The sequence below is a fragment of the Paenibacillus sp. 7516 genome (assembly GCF_002272715.1).
Classification (GTDB): domain Bacteria; phylum Bacillota; class Bacilli; order Paenibacillales; family Paenibacillaceae; genus Paenibacillus; species Paenibacillus illinoisensis_A.
Genome location: NZ_NPBI01000006.1, coordinates 429,842 through 446,796, shown reverse-complemented (window position 1 = coordinate 446,796; position 16,955 = coordinate 429,842). Strand labels below are relative to the sequence as shown.

At 47.5% G+C, this 16,955-nt stretch carries 14 protein-coding genes; all 14 read left to right on the top strand.

Annotation, left to right across the window (positions count from 1 at the left end):
• Positions 1 to 25: 25 nt before the first annotated feature.
• The 14 genes from CHI14_RS05400 (at position 26) to CHI14_RS05335 (ending at position 16,927) form a co-directional block, all read left to right on the top strand.
• Positions 26 to 772, top strand: a complete 747-nt coding sequence (locus CHI14_RS05400; RefSeq protein ID WP_095287384.1) for a FadR/GntR family transcriptional regulator — start codon at positions 26 to 28, stop codon at positions 770 to 772.
• Positions 772 to 1,983 carry a M20 metallopeptidase family protein gene (locus CHI14_RS05395; protein WP_095287383.1) on the top strand — a complete coding sequence of 404 codons (1,212 nt, stop codon included), beginning with the start codon at positions 772 to 774 and terminating at the stop codon, positions 1,981 to 1,983. Before CHI14_RS05400 ends, CHI14_RS05395 begins: the two co-directional genes overlap by 1 nt.
• Positions 1,980 to 3,542, top strand: a complete 1,563-nt coding sequence (locus CHI14_RS05390; protein ID WP_095287382.1) for an ABC transporter substrate-binding protein — start codon at positions 1,980 to 1,982, stop codon at positions 3,540 to 3,542. Before CHI14_RS05395 ends, CHI14_RS05390 begins: the two co-directional genes overlap by 4 nt.
• A gap of 104 nt (positions 3,543 to 3,646) precedes the next feature.
• The gene (locus tag CHI14_RS05385; protein ID WP_095287381.1) at positions 3,647 to 4,564 is read left to right on the top strand and encodes an ABC transporter permease; all 918 of its coding nucleotides are present in this window, start codon (positions 3,647 to 3,649) and stop codon (positions 4,562 to 4,564) included.
• A 15-nt stretch (positions 4,565 to 4,579) separates the two neighbouring features.
• A complete protein-coding gene (locus CHI14_RS05380) occupies positions 4,580 to 5,509 on the top strand; it encodes an ABC transporter permease (RefSeq protein WP_095287380.1) in 930 nt (309 codons plus the stop codon).
• Between the two features lie 26 nt (positions 5,510 to 5,535).
• Complete coding sequence (locus CHI14_RS05375) at positions 5,536 to 7,548, top strand: S9 family peptidase (RefSeq protein WP_095287379.1); 2,013 nt, start codon at positions 5,536 to 5,538, stop codon at positions 7,546 to 7,548.
• A gap of 2 nt (positions 7,549 to 7,550) precedes the next feature.
• Positions 7,551 to 8,018: a hypothetical protein gene (locus CHI14_RS05370; protein WP_095287378.1), complete on the top strand. Its 468-nt coding sequence runs from the start codon at positions 7,551 to 7,553 to the stop codon at positions 8,016 to 8,018.
• Positions 8,019 to 8,253: 235 nt separating this feature from the next.
• Positions 8,254 to 8,622, top strand: a complete 369-nt coding sequence (locus tag CHI14_RS05365; protein ID WP_095287377.1) for a hypothetical protein — start codon at positions 8,254 to 8,256, stop codon at positions 8,620 to 8,622.
• Positions 8,623 to 8,650: 28 nt separating this feature from the next.
• A complete protein-coding gene (locus tag CHI14_RS05360) occupies positions 8,651 to 9,874 on the top strand; it encodes a sialidase family protein (protein ID WP_249281006.1) in 1,224 nt (407 codons plus the stop codon).
• A gap of 122 nt (positions 9,875 to 9,996) precedes the next feature.
• Positions 9,997 to 10,761 (top strand): glycosyltransferase family 2 protein, encoded by a 765-nt coding sequence (locus tag CHI14_RS05355; RefSeq protein ID WP_095287375.1) that lies wholly within the window; start codon positions 9,997 to 9,999, stop codon positions 10,759 to 10,761.
• Between the two features lie 247 nt (positions 10,762 to 11,008).
• Positions 11,009 to 11,401: a hypothetical protein gene (locus CHI14_RS05350; RefSeq protein WP_095287374.1), complete on the top strand. Its 393-nt coding sequence runs from the start codon at positions 11,009 to 11,011 to the stop codon at positions 11,399 to 11,401.
• Between the two features lie 306 nt (positions 11,402 to 11,707).
• Positions 11,708 to 13,408, top strand: coding sequence for an NAD-dependent malic enzyme (locus tag CHI14_RS05345; protein WP_095287373.1), 1,701 nt, complete (start codon positions 11,708 to 11,710; stop codon positions 13,406 to 13,408).
• A gap of 180 nt (positions 13,409 to 13,588) precedes the next feature.
• Entirely contained in the window at positions 13,589 to 14,551 is a 963-nt protein-coding gene (locus tag CHI14_RS05340) for an AEC family transporter (RefSeq protein WP_095287372.1), read from the top strand.
• A gap of 111 nt (positions 14,552 to 14,662) precedes the next feature.
• Positions 14,663 to 16,927 (top strand): hypothetical protein, encoded by a 2,265-nt coding sequence (locus CHI14_RS05335; protein ID WP_095287371.1) that lies wholly within the window; start codon positions 14,663 to 14,665, stop codon positions 16,925 to 16,927.
• The last annotated feature ends 28 nt before the right edge of the window (positions 16,928 to 16,955 follow it).

The window sequence follows — 16,955 nt, the reverse complement described above, 5'->3', positions numbered from 1 at the left end:
ACATTATATCGATCGGAGTGTTGATATGTTCAACCAAGCGACTTTCCAGTTTGAGAAAGTTTCTGCAATAAAGGTCAGTGAGTTTATCAGAGAACAGTTAGAGGAAGCTATTATCCTTAAAGAAATCATGAGTGAAGATCAGCTCCCTTCAGAACGTGAACTTGCCGAAATGTTCAATGCAAGCCGAATAACGGTTCGTGAAGCCTTATCTGCTCTTGAGAGTAAGGGATTGATTGAAAAACGTGTTGGTGCCAAGGGAGGAACATTCGTACTCCCCATCACGGCTAATGCACACAAAAGAACCAAGGAAGAAATCATGCGTGACTGGGATCAGATGTTACATGTGTTTGAATATCGGACAATCGTGGAGCCGGAAGGTGCTTTTCTGGCTGCTGAGCGGATCACCGCAGGCGAACTGGAGCTGCTGGAAGGTTACATCAAACAGAGTACCGAGCCAGATTGTACCCGGGAATGGTTCAGGGCACTGGATGTCAAGTTTCATCTGACGATTGCCAAGGCGTCAGGGAATCCTTACCTGGAAACGGCAGTCAGACTGATTCGTACCAAGATCAATCCTGCGCTGGATCTGATGCCATACGATGAAAACATTCGGGTTCTTAACCAAGGAGTACATACCGGGATACTTGAAGCACTGAAATCACGTGATCCGGTGAAATCTCGAGATACGATGAAACGTCACATTGCATTTTCTGCTGATGCCATCTATTCACGGTTGGTCTCATCAGAACCACAGGAAGGGAATGAGCAATAATGGAACAAAAATCACTATTTGAACTCGCACAGCAGCTGCAGCCGAAGCTAACGAACTGGCGGAGAGACTTCCATCGCCATCCGGAAATCGGATACGAAGAGGTGCGGACTTCTGGAATCGTGGCCGAGCATCTGGAGAGCCTGGGGCTTGAAGTGACCCGTCATGTTGGCAGGACCGGGGTTGTCGGTTTGCTTCGTGGGGAAACGGATGGTCCAACCATGGCACTCCGGGCAGATATGGATGCACTTCCGATCCAGGATCAGAAATCGGCGGAGTACAGTTCCCAGGTTGAAGGCAAGGCTCACTTGTGCGGTCATGATGCCCACACCACCATTTTGTTGGGAGCGGCTGAATTACTTACCGGTCTCGGCAGACCGAAGTCGGGCAACATCAAGTTTGTGTTCCAGCCAGCAGAAGAGGGGTTAGCCGGTGCACGGGCCATGATTCAGGACGGTGTACTGGAGAATCCGAAGGTCGATGCGATCGCAGGTCTGCATGTGACACCTGGCCAGGATACGGGTACCGTTGGTGTGAGTAAAGGGGTGGCTTTTGCTTCAGCAGACCGTCTGGTGATTCGTGTATTCGGCAAAGGTGGACATGCTGCACGGCCGCATGAAGGCATCGATGCGATTGCCGTATCGGCTCAGGTTATCACAGCGCTGCAGAATATCGCCAGTCGTTTGGTGGATCCGCTGGAGCCTGTTGTAGTTACCATTGGCAAAATCACTGGCGGGTATATGGGCACAGCCATTGCGCCAGAGGTGGAGATGATCGGTACGGTTCGCACACTGTCACCGACCCTTCGTGAACGCATGCCTGCATTGATTGAACAAGTCGTTAGCGGGGTGTGCGCTTCCTTCGGCGCAGGGCATGAAGTGGTTTACGGCGATGGATATCCGGTCGTGGTGAACGATCATGCGATGGTGGACTTGCTTACCGAAACTGTTGATGGATTGGATTGGGCAAAAGGATGGAGCAGCATTCCGCCTTCTACCGGCGGTGAGGATTTTGCCTTCTATTGCGAACAGATTCCTGGCGTTTTCTTCCGTCTTGGTTCAGGCAATGAGGAAGAGCGGACAAGATACCCGCTTCATCATCCGATGTTTGATCTGGATGAAACGGCAATGCCTTATGGTGTAGGCATGCTGTCATCCATAGCACTTGAGTTTTTGGCAAGAAACACGACTTCTGAGGGGGAACGTTCCAAATGAAAAAAAGACAATGGACTGGCATGTGGATTACATTACTGGCTGTAGCATTGGTGCTCAGCGCATGCGGTGGAACAAGCACAGACAGCAACTCGGCATCAAGTGGAACCGAAGGCAGCGGAGCTTCCAGCACAACACTGACAATTGCAGCAGCTACGGATATTGAGAGCTTCGATCCGCATAACAACAACAATACATCCAGTGAGGCGGTTCTGGTTAACGTATTCGATTATCTGATCAAAAACGACAGTGAACAAAATAAAGTGCCTGGGCTTGCTGAATCCTGGGAACAAGTGGATGACACTACCTGGCGTTTCAAGCTGCGTGAAGGGGTTACGTTCCACAATGGCGATCCATTCACTTCAGCAGACGTCAAATATACACTCGAGCGTGTAGCCAAAGATGTAACGCTTAAACAAAACAGCTATTTCAAAAATATCGTTGAAGTTAAAGCCGTTGATGAGCATACCGTGGATATCATTACAGATGGACCGGATCCGCTCCTGCTTAACCGCCTCTCCAAAATGGGAGCAGGCATCCTGCCTGCCAAATATATCGAGGATAATGGCATGGATGCTTTCCTGAAACAGCCTGTAGGAACCGGACCTTATAAATTCAGCAAATGGACCAAAGATGATCGTGTGGTACTCGTGAAGAATGAAAACTACTATGGCGATGAACCGCAATGGAATGAAGTCGTATTCCGCGTAATCCCTGAGGCTTCCACACGGGTGTCCGAACTGCTCGCGGGTGGAGTTGACGTAGCTGCATCGATTCCATCTACAGACATCGCCCGCATTGAAGGTGAAGCAGACAAGAAAATTGTCAAAGCGCCAATCCAGCGTGTGCTGCAGCTGATCTTCCGCCAGACAGAAGGCAGCATTACAGCTGATCCGAAAGTCCGTGAAGCCATTGATCTGGCCATCGACAAACAAGGTATTGTCGACAGCATTGCAGGCGGAGCAGGTATCGTCACCCGTACATCCGTAACGCCAGGTAACTTTGGTGCAGATCCGTCATTATACAAAACATCTCTATACGATCTGGAGAAAGCCAAACAGCTTCTGAACGAAGCGGGTTACGCCGAAGGCGAAACCGAGATGACCATTTCCGTTTCATCGCAATATAAGGAACAGGTTGAAGTTGTGGCTGCCATGCTGGAGCAAGCAGGCTTCAAAATCAATATGGACGTGCTGGAGCCAAGTGCTTTCAGTGAACGTTACAGCTCCAAATCATTCAAGGAAATCTTCATGATTGGTATCGGCAACTCCTTGTTCGACGCTTCAAATAACTACAACCGCTACATGTTGGAAGAAGCAAAAGGAGAATCGGATTACAATAATCCGGAAGTGGAGAAATTGCTTCAATCTGCACTCGTGAACATGGACCCTGAGGCTCGGGAAAAAGAGTACCAGAAAGTACAGCAAATCTTCGCAGAAGAACGTCCAGCCGTGTATCTGTACCAGATGGAAGGGGTCTACGGAACGAATGCACGCGTGAACTTCACGCCACGCAGTGATGAAATGTTCTATGCCGACGAGATTACAACTGCAGCACAGTAAGACCCGGCAGAACAACTGGTCATTGCAACGATAGGCCGTGAACGGCAGGGACTGGGTTGACCAAGTTCCTGCCGTTCTTTGGTATCGCATGGAGGTGAATGAGGATGGGGAAGTACGTATTCAAATCTTTACTGCAAGTCATACCGGTATTATTTATTGTATCGCTGATTGTATTCATTTTAGTCAGGGTCACGGGTGATCCTGTTGCCCTGATGCTGCCCGAGACTGCCACAGCGGAAGATCGCGCGGTGCTAACAGAAGCGCTTGGGCTGGACCAACCGCTCTACACGCAATACATGAAATTCCTGGGCAGTGCATTGCAGGGCGATTTCGGTCAATCTTTTCGCTATGGACAACCTGCCCTGCAGCTTGTTCTGGAGAGATTGCCTGCCAGCTTCGAACTGGCTGTTGCAGCCATGTTTTTTGCCGTTATGATGGCTGTGCCGCTGGGTGTCATTTCGGCGGTTAAACGTAATACGTTTACCGATCTGATCATTTCGGGGATATCCGTCATCGGTAAGGCGATGCCGAACTTCTGGATGGGCATCATGCTGATCCTGTTGTTCTCCGTTATATTGGGCGTTCTGCCCGTCTCGGGCCGTGGTGGTCTGTCGCATTTGATCCTGCCCGCATTTACCCTTGGCGTAGGTCTGGCCGCACAGATGACCCGTCTAATTCGTTCCAGCATGCTGGAAATTCTAAGTCAGGATTATATTCGTACAGCACGCAGCAAGGGGCTTGGTCGGATGGTCGTGATTGGGAAACATGCGTTCCGTAACGGCTTGATCCCGGTTGTAACGATTATGAGCTTGCAGTTTACGAGTCTGATCGGCGGAACACTGATTACGGAAACGGTGTTCTCCTGGCCGGGGCTGGGACAGCTTCTGGTCGTCGCCGTTAATACACATGACATGGCGATTGTACAGGCAGCCGTATTTGTCATTGCCTTAATCGTAGTTATAACCAATATTTTGACGGACGTAGCTTACCGGCTGCTTGATCCGCGCATTAATTTCGACTAGAAGGAGGTGCAACCTATGAGAGGGAGCAATGAAATGCCAATTCCGGGTGCGGAACAGAAAAAGGAGAGTTCCCGTACGCAAGGGGGATTTCGCTATATATGGAAACAACTGATCATCAGCAAGACCGGGATGCTTGGCTCTGTGCTCGTTTTGTTGGTCGTTTTGATCGCCATATGTGCACCTCTGCTGACGAGTCACGATCCTGCAGCTGTCGATCCGCTTAATCGCCTTAAACCTCCTGCCTGGTTGGACGGAGGAGCGTCGGAACATTGGCTTGGTACGGATAACCTGGGCCGAGACATGTGGAGCCGAATCGTCTATGGTGCACGCGTTTCATTAATCGTCGGTATGGGAGCAGTCATTGTCTCAGGAGTGATCGGAGCCATCCTGGGACTGCTATCCGGATTTTATGGGAAATGGCTGGATGCGGTCATCATGCGAGTGGGAGATGCCTTCATGGCCATTCCTACCATTCTGTTCATGCTCGTTGTGATGGCCATCGTTGGCCCGGGAATAACGACCTTGATCTTTGTCATCGGCGTAACCAACTGGGTTCCGTTTACCCGTATCGTTCGAAGTGAGGTTCTCAGCATCAAGGAGCGTGACTTTGTTCATGCTGCCAGGTCCATAGGAGCCAAGAATGGACGGTTGATTGTAAAACACATTCTGCCAAACATCCTGTCTTCCTTTATCGTCATCTGCGGTATGAACGTCGGAACGACCATTATTATGGAAGCTTCGCTCAGTTTCCTCGGTCTGGGCATTAAGCCGCCGGACGTTTCATGGGGAGGCATGCTCAGTGATGGAAGACAATATGTAGCCACAAGCTGGTGGGTCGCCACATTCCCTGGACTAGCCATCACATTCACAGTGCTTGGCGTTATTTTCCTCGGCGATTGGCTGCGCGATGTACTTGATCCACGTACGGAAACGAGTAAAAAATAACAGGACTGGAGAAAGGGGACCTTCATATGAACAAACGAGCAATCATGCCGGAGGATTTATATCACTATCGTTCCATTAGCCATCCCGTAATCCATCCGAATGGACAGGTGGCCTACGTAGAGCAGATCATAGATCGGCAAAAGAACGAGTACAACACCCGGATTCGAGGAATATCGCTGGATGGCAGCAATGATGTCGAGCTCACGAATGGCACCAAGGACACAGCGCCGAGCTGGACACCGGACGGAATACGGCTTGCTTTTTTGCGTTTGGAAGAGGGCGGCAAAGGATTATGGATACTTGCGGCTGGTGAGGACGAACCTGTTAATCTTATTCCGCCCGAGCGAAAAATATTGGATTACGCATGGTCACCTGACGGCCAGTATGTTGCCTTCACGAGCAAAGTGCAGATAAAAGATGCAGGTGACCAAGATAAGCCGAAGAATGAAACGGCATCTGTGCTGCGTGGCAAAGTGTATGAACGTACAACGCCGAAAGCGGAGGGATCCGGCTGGTGGGACGGTCTCTACAGCCATCTGTTCGTTTATGAGGTCCGAAGTGGGGTGATCACTTCGGTGACCACCGGATCGTGGAACGTCAGTGGACCCACATGGTCCCCGGATAGCCGGAGCATTGCTTTTATCTCGAAGCAGGTGGAGGATAAGGAGGCCGATGCGGATCTGCTGTACTTCACTGACGTATACACGATTCGGTTGGGAGAAAGTGAGCCTTCCAAAGTGACGGACTCGAGTCTGCAGTTGAGCCAGTTCTCCTATTCTCCCGATGGTCAGGTACTGAATCTGATCGCCAGCGACCGGGAATTCGGCAGCGGCAGTCATAACCGATTATACACAGTCCCCGTGCAAGGCGGAACGCCAAAGCCGATCACAGCGAAATTGGATATGCAGTTAGGCAACGCAGCGCTCGGAGATATGAAATCTGCCGGTCCGTCTCCATCTCCGATCTGGGATGTGAACCATCCTGAACGAGGCATGCTTGTACTCGGTACGCACGATGGAAGCGTGGATGTGTACCGCATCCACGAAAATGGAGAATGTCAGCCCGTGACGGGAAAAGGTGAAAAGGATGTGTACCAATACACATTGTCACCAGATGGAGCTACACTCGTCATTGCTGCACTTACTGCTGATCACCCAGCGGAGCTGTATCGCGTGGATGTTGAGACTGGCGAAATGATCCGGCTCACCCGGAGAAACGACGAATGGATCAACGGGCTCCAAGTGAATGTACCTGAACGGATTGAATTTACATCCACAGACGGCTGGCGCATCCAGGGATGGCTGCTGCAGCCTGCGGGGCAGGATTCGATTGCCAAAACTCCACTGATTCTGCAAATCCATGGAGGTCCGCATGCAATGTATACGGGCACTTTCAGTTATGAGATGCAGACACTTGCAGCACAAGGGTATGCCGTTTTATGGGTGAATCCGCGAGGGAGTATGGGATACGGACAGGAATTTGCCAGAGCTTGCCGTGGTGATTTCGCGGGTGGAGACTTCCGTGATTTAATGGAGGCGGTTGACCATGCCCTTGACACATATGAACAATTTGATGAATCACGCCTGGGTGTTGCAGGCGGCAGTTACGGAGGGGTTATGACGAACTGGATCGTTGCCCACTGCAATCGGTTCAAGGCAGCTGTTACCCAGCGCTGCATCTCCAATTGGCTGTCCATGTACGGTACCAGTGATATAGGTATCTCTTATGTTGAGGGAGTCATTGGGGGCAATCCGGCAGAGAATGCCGAGCTGTTATGGTCCCGTTCACCGCTGGCTCACGCACATAAGATCAACACACCGCTTCTTATCCTGCATGGAGAGCAGGACTATCGGACACCGATTGCCCAGGCGGAGGAGCTCTATACCACGCTCAGACGTTACGGCAAAACAACCAAACTGATTCGCTATCCTGGTTCCAATCATTCGCTGCTGAAAAGCGGCAAGCCTTCACTACGAGTGGACAGTTTCGAACAGATCAATGCCTGGTTCAATCAGTATCTTCGAGAAGAGGCGGTCTGAGCATGAGTCAGGTGCGGCTTTCGATTCCTGTAGGGATGCTGGTGGAGAATGTTTTGACGAGTAGTGAACCGATTGAGATTATTATCGATCGTTTGCAGCGAAGAGATCTCGCACCTTTGCTGTCCAAGATCAAGGAACCGACCATGGATTTGGAAGAACGGTTGCAGACGGCAGAAGAAGCTGGTGAGGATTGGGCGGAGGCCATTCGCAGCGGATACGAGTTTAAGTTTTTGCATATCAACGGACTGAAAAGGGTGCTGGACTTTCGGTTTGATCGTAAGATTGATCTGGACTATAGCCAAGAGGAGTTAACGCTGAGACATATCCGATTAAGCGCTCAAGAGATAGAATTGCTGCGCATGCTTATTAACCGGCAGTGGGACGTTGTTGAAGAAGAAAATAATGAGGCAGGTGCAGCGCTCTCAACCGATACTCTCACTCTCGTGGGGATAAAGCTAAAATATCAATAATTCTACCTAGATAAATCGCAATCATATATATGGAAAGGTCCTGGGGAATTTAACAGGGCTTTTTTTGTTTTGTTAAGCGAAAGGCAGATGCGCACGATTAATCGCTGCATGAAAAAAGGAACAGGATCATTCGATGAGGCACTTATATTAGCCGTGACAGTTGATAGACAGGAACATAGTATAGTCTAATCGGAAGAATTGTACCTTTTTTCTGCAGAGAAGGGAGTGAAATGTTTTGCCGAATAGTACAGGTCTTGTCTATAATCCCGTAACTGGAGCTACACAATCTACCCAGGTCATTGTAACCTGCATCAACGATTCACTTAATGCTCCCGTCAATATTGAACTTGAAGTATTCAGGTGGGACACGACTCAAACTACTCGCTTTACTGTCGGTCACGATCTGTTTCAATTGGCTCCCCAAGCAACAAGAACGTTTATCTATCCACTAGTTAATGCCGCTTTTTTTGAGGTGCAAAGTGATTATTTCAGTGCTACCAGCACCATAATTGACGTCTACGCCGTTAACTCTACAGGTCAAATTGTCCAACGAATCCTTCAGTCGGAAATGACGTTAATAGACCGATTTACAAATATCCCCTAAAGGAATAGAGGTGAGCATATTGCCAGTAGTGAATATTACCGGTGCCTTGGGAGGCAACCAGTTTGAACCTTCCATTGCTGTAAATACGCTAAATCCGAATATTATGTGTGTTGTTGCTGTGGATACCAGTACAGGGCCCACGCTAACAGGATTCTATCGTTCAATCGATGGTGGAAACACATGGTCGACTACAGTGCTTCCACAGCCAGCCGGATATTCGGGGGCAGAGGCACCTACCATTGACTATACTTTTCCAAGTACCTTTATAGTGACCGTTCATGTGTTCAATGGAATCAACGATGGGACAATCGTCAGTTATACTTCGTTTGATGATGGCGCAACATGGCAGCCTCCCGTTATCGCGCAAGCAGGGTATGGAACAATTGTTCATAATGATGAGCCATTCATTGCCGTTGATCGGTCTCCGGGAAGTCCTTACCGCGGGCATGCCTACGTGGGGTATACACCCCTTGCTACAACATCTTCTGCCATTTTTACGCAGAGATCGGTGAATCAGGGTTTGACCTGGGAACCACCGGACAGACAGTCCAACCCGCGTGGGATACATGACCGTGCAGCGTTAGCCGTTGGTTTTTCTGGTGAGGTCTATGCCGGGTATATTATAACAGGACCTGCCAGTCCTTCTGCATTACTGAGGATATCTTATGATGGTGGAATCAATTATCAGCCTCCTATTGAGCGTCAGGCTACGTTTATCTCCTCGGTCGTGCCCGCTCCTTCGCCATTGCCTGTGCCCAATTATGCTTTTCGAGTTCAAACCAACCTGTGTCTGGGGGCGGATATATCCATTGGACCAAACAGTGGAACCGTATACGGGGTATGGAACGATGCCCGAAATGGTTACACGGATGTGTTCCTGAGCGAATCTCCCGATGGACTGCTCTGGTCAGCTCCTGTAAGTATAACGGGTGCCCCTCCAGGTACACAGAACTTCTTTCCATTTATTACCGTGTCCCCGTTTGCCGGAACGATTCGGGTCATTTATATGACCAACCGGATCGACGGATTCCTTCTGGATGTATTCGTTGCTGAATCTTTTGACGGTGGGGTTACGTTCAGTAATCGTAGACTCACGACGACTTCTTTTAATCCAAATGGAAATAATCCGGTTCCAACACCGCTCATTGGGGATTATATTACGGCTGCTACCGCCGCTCCTGATAATCTGGCTGCCGTGTGGATGGCGACCACGCCACCAACAGGAAAACTGGACGTGTATTTTGGTACGTAACCATGATTGGGGAGCCTTGGCAGGTCAGCCAGGGCTCAATCTATAATTCTTTTCTATTAGCCTACACCTGATCTATTCTTCTACATATGATGAAAGATCATTCATAGAAGAGAGGTTAAACCTTGAACAATACAGAGGGTGGACATGGGGTTTCCATTATTGTATGTACGAACCGGTCACAGTTTTTTGATAACATTCTGACGAATTTTAAGAGACAGCGGTATCGGAGCAAAGAGTTGATTATCATTCTGAATCATGACGGCATGAATCTGGAATCATATCGAAACCGTGTTCGAGGCCACGCCAATATTCATGTATATCAGGTTCCTGAGAGAATCTCGTTGGGACAATGTTTGAATGCAGGGATTGAACGTGCCCGGTATTCGTTAATTGCTAAGTTTGATGATGACGATTATTATTCCGCCTATTATCTGAAAGAACAAGTAGGGGCATTAAAACGGACCCGAAGTGATATCGTGGGCAAACATTCCTGTCTGGTATATCTCGGCGCTTCGAAAAAACTACTGATCAGATCCCCTAAGGAAGCCAGTAAATTCGTAGAGTTTGTGCAGGGGGGCACGATCCTGTTCAAAAAGGAAGTACTCAAGAAGGTTCGATTCACCGACCGTTCCGTGGGGGAAGATGTTACCTTTCTGAGGCAATGCAGGAAGAAAGGGTTCAAAACATATGCGACCTCACCCTATAACTATGTCTACCACCGGAGGCAGAACAAGAAAAGCCATACGTGGAAAGCGGATGATACATTTTATCTGCAGGGCAGTAAACTACTCACCGTTACAGATCAGTTTCGCCCATTCGTTAGACAAGGAAATTTAAAAGGCGACATCCATGAAGTAAAAAGGCGCTCCTGTGAGCGCCACATATAACTATTGATTAGTAGAAAACAAGTCTCGCTTGTAAAATGGAATCAAGTTGTTGATCACCCGTTCGAGGTTGGCGAGATAGATTTCCTTATGGAACAGAGGATTGTTCAATCGAGACGAATCTATTTAATTTTTCTATTATAAAACCTGGTGTACACACCAGCTCAAGGCTCGCTTATTTTAACATGTGCAGGAATATCGCATCTAATCTTGAAGTAATCTGTATGAAGTCTCATTTAAGGAGGATGAAATGACGACAACGTTAACTACCTTAATCATTGGTATAGTAATTGTTGTGCTCGGGCTGACCACAGGATTGATTCTCGTCTTAAATGTCACCAAAAGGCTGCGAACGGGTCAAGAGAAGATGCAGAACAAAAAAGAGATTTTGAAATTCGGAATGCCCGCAGAAGCAATCATCCAGGATATCGCTGAGACTTCATCCAGCATGGATGGACGGCCTGGCGTGCGTCTTGATCTGTTAGTTACCCAGGAAGATGGTCAGACCTTTCAAACCATTGTGAAGACGTATATCCCAATCATACATGTCCCAAAATTTCAGAGAGGAAGCGTAATAGATGTGAAATACATAGAGGATGGGGCTGTGAAAAAAGTAGAGGTTGTGGATGCTTACATCCCGTAACAATTCATCTCAAACAAATTATCGTATTAAAACCGCAGCAATGCGGTTTTTTCTTATGTCTATGTACTATCATCATTCCTCATGCCGAATCCAAAGAATTCTATAAAATGATTTTCTTGAAAATCAACAAATTGATAAATATTATTTATCGAATAGCAACTAAATTCCTTTCATGAAAGTTTCATAACTTCGTTTACATCAAAGAAAAAAAGTCATATAATTGTCATCGGAAGGTTAACAACTAACTTAAAGTTATCTAGTGTTAAAAAGAAACTAAAGAGACATCATGAAAGAAGGCTATTAGTAATGAACACATTTTTTGTTGATGCGAGCGGGAATCTGAAAACACAATTAAGAGGTAAAGAGGTTCTATCCAATCCAATTCTGAACAAGGGTATTGCCTTTACCGAAGAAGAGCGAAGAGAACTTAACCTGAACGGCATTTTGCCGCCGATGGTTTTAAATATTGAAGAACAGGTGAGCCGGGTATACCAGCAACTGCAAAATGAGTCTGATAACTTGCGTAAAAGCATCATGCTAAATGACTTGTTTAACCGAAACATTGTTTTATTTTATCGATTATTGAAAGAACATCTTAGTGAAATGCTGCCGATTGTATATACACCTACCGTTGGGCAAGCGATTCAGGAATATAGCCATCAATACCATAGACCTGGTGGAGTGTACCTCTCCATTAACGATATGGACGGCCTGGAGGAGGCATTCCGAAACAGCGGTCTGCAAGCTGGAGATGTGGATCTCATTGTGGTAACCGACTCGGAAAGCATCCTCGGTATTGGAGACTGGGGTGTGGGCGGCATTAACATTGCCATCGGTAAACTGGCGGTGTACACCGCAGCCGTAGGGGTTGATCCAAGCCGAGTACTTCCTGTGGTACTTGATGTTGGAACAAATAATCCTACTTTGCTGAATGATCCATTATATGTGGGAAATCGTCATGAACGTATCCGCGGCGAGAAGTATGATCAGTTTATTGACGCTTTTGTGAAAGAAACGACCAAATGGTTCCCGGATGTTCTGCTTCACTGGGAAGACATGGGCAGCGTAAATGCCAGAAGCATCATCCATAAATATGGAGAAGAGCTGCTCACCTTCAATGATGACATTCAAGGGACGGGTGCAGTCACACTGGCTGCTGTAATGTCAGGTGTTCAGGTTACGGGTGTACCACTTCGCGAGCATCGTGTACTGGTATTTGGCCCAGGGGCTGCCGGTATTGGTAATGCGGATCAGATCAGAGATGCCATGATGGAAGAAGGACTTACGCAGGAGGAAGCGGAAAACCGGTTCTGGGCGTTCGACTATCGCGGTATTTTGACGGACGAGATCGAAGGATTGTTCGAGTACCAAAAGCCATATGTACGCAAATCGGAGGAGATCAAAGACTGGAATCGGGATGAACAGGGGCAGGTTCATCTGCTTGAAGCTGTTACTCGTATTAAACCGACCATTCTGATCGGTACATCAGGTGTTACAGGTGCCTTCAACGAACAGGTTGTTAAGGAAATGGCCAAGCATGTGGAACGTCCAATCATTATGCCGATGTCCAATCCAACTTCCCTCGCCGAAGCAGCTCCAAAAAGCCTGATTGAATGGACGGATGGCAAAGCATTGATCGCAACAGGAAGCCCATTTGAACCTGTAATGTATAATGACATTCAGTTCGAAATTGGTCAATCCAACAATGCGTTTGTTTTCCCTGGTCTGGGACTGGGAGCTATTGTAGCTAAAGCTTCGAAATTTACGAAAAATATGTTTACAGCAGCGGCGATCGCGGTAGCAGGTGCAGTAGATTCTTCTGAACCAGGAGCTCCACTGCTGCCAAGGGTGAAAGAATTGCAGGATGTTTCTTACAAAGTGGCCGTTGCTGTAGCGAAAGCAGCAATCGAAGACGGTGTCGCCCGCCGTCAACTTGAAAACGTGGAAGAGGCGATTAAGGAAGCCATGTGGCACCCTGTATATAGACCGATCCTTGCAGCAGTTTAATCACTGTGAACACGCAATGGTTTGAATATGACAATACGTCACACCGAGAGAATATCTGTCCATCGTACAGGTATTCCTTGGCTGTGTCCAAAATTGAAAATAACATATCACATGATCAAAATTTTTGTCATTTGTTGAAGTGTTGCAAATGCTCAGATCATAAATGGAGGTTTGACCAACATGTCAGTAAGTGACATTTTCATTATATTAATTCCTATATTTTTCGTAATTTTACTCGGTTTTTTTGGAGGCTATTTCAAAGTATTTAATTCCGCATCCTCCAAAGGCCTGAATACACTGGTGACCAAGTTTGCGCTGCCGGCGCATTTGTTTATTGGTATCACTACGACGAAAAAAGAGACCTTGATTGACAAGTGGCCATTCTTCATGACCATATTCCTGGGGATTATCGGCTTCTATGTTGTACTGCTGCTGGTGATGCGTTTCATTTTCAAAGTCAATCTTAGCCAGTCATCGATCTTTTCATTGAATGCTACTCAACCTTCGTTTGCATTTATGGGGATTCCGGTTCTGGGTAACCTGTTCGGTGCCGCTGAAGTCACCATTCCAATTGCAATCACGGGCATCGTAGTGAATGCGCTGCTTGATCCAATCGCGACCATTGTCAGTTCTGTGGGGAAGAAAACGGAAGAGGGCAAGCAGAGTGGTCATGGCGAAAGCTTGTTTAAACTTACGATCCATTCCATCATCCATGGCCTGAAAGAACCGCTTGCCTGCATTCCACTTCTGGGTGTGATCCTGACACTTGTTGGCTTCCAGTCACCTCAGCTGCTGCAAAGCTCTTTTGATCAGATCGGTAGCATAACATCCGGAGCAGCCCTGTTTGCAATCGGGGTAACGGTGGGCATTAACCGGATCAAATTCAGCCTGAATGCCATCAGCATTTCGCTGTTGAAGGTGATTGCCCTGCCGTTGTTTACGTACATGTTTGCACTGTTGATGGGACTATCATCAACCGACACGACTATGGTCATCCTGCTTGTATCCTTCCCAGGTTCAGCCGTAGCTGCGATGATTGCATCCAGGTTCGATACACTTGAGGTGGAGACGGCATCTTCCTTTGTCATGAGCTCCGTGCTGTCATTGATCTCACTGCCAATCCTTATTTCCTTATTGGTTTGATTCAGAAGAAGCCGCGATATTCGCGGTTTTTTTCCGTTTCTGAACTTAAAAAAGTTGCGTATACGATGAAAATTATGAATAATATTTAGATGTGCAGAAGGGGGAGGTTTTTTGAAAAAGAAGAAGAATAGAATTCCGTTTACACTTCTCGTATTATTTGTTCCTGCGATGATCCTGACGGTACAGATCTGGAATGATTATCGAGGTGGGGTTATGAGCATCCAAGATCAATATTCCAATTTGACAGGCATGTATTATCTTGATGGCGGGAACAAAATTGTAGCTTTAACGGATGAAAGGGACGGAGAATATTCGAGGCTCCACATGTATGAGGCTAACACAGGAAACCTGATCAAAGAACAAATGATCCGTGCCAATTCTCAAGGTCCATTAGCAGCAACTACATATCAGAATAACGGTGTGATCATCCCAACATTAGATAGCAGTCAGAGCTTACAGCTGACTCACGTACGGGATACGGGAGAAGTGACAGAATTAGCCCGAAGTACATTGCAGCTCGATACTCCTTGGGCAGGTGTACACGCATGGCGTGGCAGGCTCATTGTGAATGGTGAAACATCAGGTTCAACGACATACCTTGCAGAGGTCAGGGACGCAGAAGTAAAACTAGAGATTCTGAATAGTCCAGATGTACTTCCGTCGGATCCGGATAGTATCTCTGACGTAGACGGGAGCTTCAAAAACGAACTGCCTGTTCCTTTATTTGAAGTCATACTTGAACATGGCCAAAGGGCCTATGTAAGTGGAATTCTTCAACAGGATGGCCTTCCGGCCGTGGAGATCCAGACTGAGGATGTAGGTATTTTCCTTGCACAGGAACAGGCCTCCAATACGTTTGCCGAATCATTTGGCGTTGATTACACCCGGTTGGTTCGCGCCCAGGATTCCAATCCCAAACAAGTCCGTTTCTATAATGCCAAAACGAATGAGTGGGGATCTGTCGTCAATACTCCCAAACCGGTATACCAAGCGAGTGTATTTTTATTGAATGACCAGGAGGTTTTCATTGTTGGATCTTCCATGGAGGATGAGAAACAAGGTGAAGTTCGCGGTTATATCTACAATGAAAAGAAAAAGACTTTCATGGATGTAGGAGCAATGGTTGGGCAATTAACAAATGAGGATCTGGAGAACACGGACGTTCAATTTTACAAAGCTCTCGAAGACGATACGCTCTATTACTCCGGCGGCGAACAGGCTGCAGGGGCCATGAACGTGCAGACAGGACTAGTCCATATGCAGACGAAGGATCAGATGCTCGATTGGATCAAAACAGCGAATGAAGGGCAGTTATCCTTCCGTGGATTCCTAGGTCATATCGGTGAAGGGGGAGTGCTTGTCCTCAATTGGGCGGTCTGGCTCGCTATTCCGCTGTTAGTAATCATCGTGCCACAGTTCGTCCTGCCACTAATATTTAAAAGGCGAACACAGCTGATTAACGAGGGTGAACTGTTGAATGGTACTATCATGGAGATGGCAGAGACAGGCACCTACGTCAACAATCAGCCGCTGGTTCGCTTCAAAATTCGTTTCGAGGTGGATGGTGAACGGAAGGAGGTTGAACTCAAAAAGGTTATCTCTCTCCTGAATGCTAATCGTATCGGCGATCAGGTAGTTATCAGCTATAATCGGGAAAAGGACAAGGCCGTGTTGATATCCGAGGAGGATTTACAGGGCCAGATGCCATCAACCATACATCATGCTGTTCTTGAACGTATTGATCATTATGGATTCCTCAATCGCGGCAAGGTCCTCCTGCTCCATTTTATAGCGGATGAACAAGAATACGAGGTGCCGGTTGTGCAGCCTCCTGGCTTCAGCTACCGTGTAGGAACCGAGGCAACGTTGATTCTGGCTGGAGGCCAGGTTCGCCTTCAAAGTTATGGTGTGGGTACTTCGGAACTTGCCGATCAATTGGCGCTGGAGGCAGAAGTTGTCCAAATGGAGAAAAAGGAGACGGAGTTCCTGGATCGGGAGCTATTGGTCATGGATTTGATGATAACAAGTGGTGAGGACAGTATCCGCAAAACAAACAGCCTGTTCGTACCATTGGGTACTGTTGTTCAGAACGGAACACGGATTCCAATGCATATGAAACGTGAAGATTATGAGCGTGAACTTCGGTTAGCCAAAGGCAAACAGGGTGCGGCCACGATTCGCACCGTCATGTATGAAGGGATAACAGTCGGCGAGCGCCCCTTGGCGCGGATTACTGTGGATCGAGGTGGTCAGATCTATGAAATTCATCAGTCGATCGATCCTGTATTCGGTGTAGAGATCGGCGACGAGCTCTGGATCAGTTATGATGAACAGACACGTGAAGCTCTTATATTAAATTATTCATCAAATGGATAGCATCCCTCAGCTAAGGGATATATTTAGA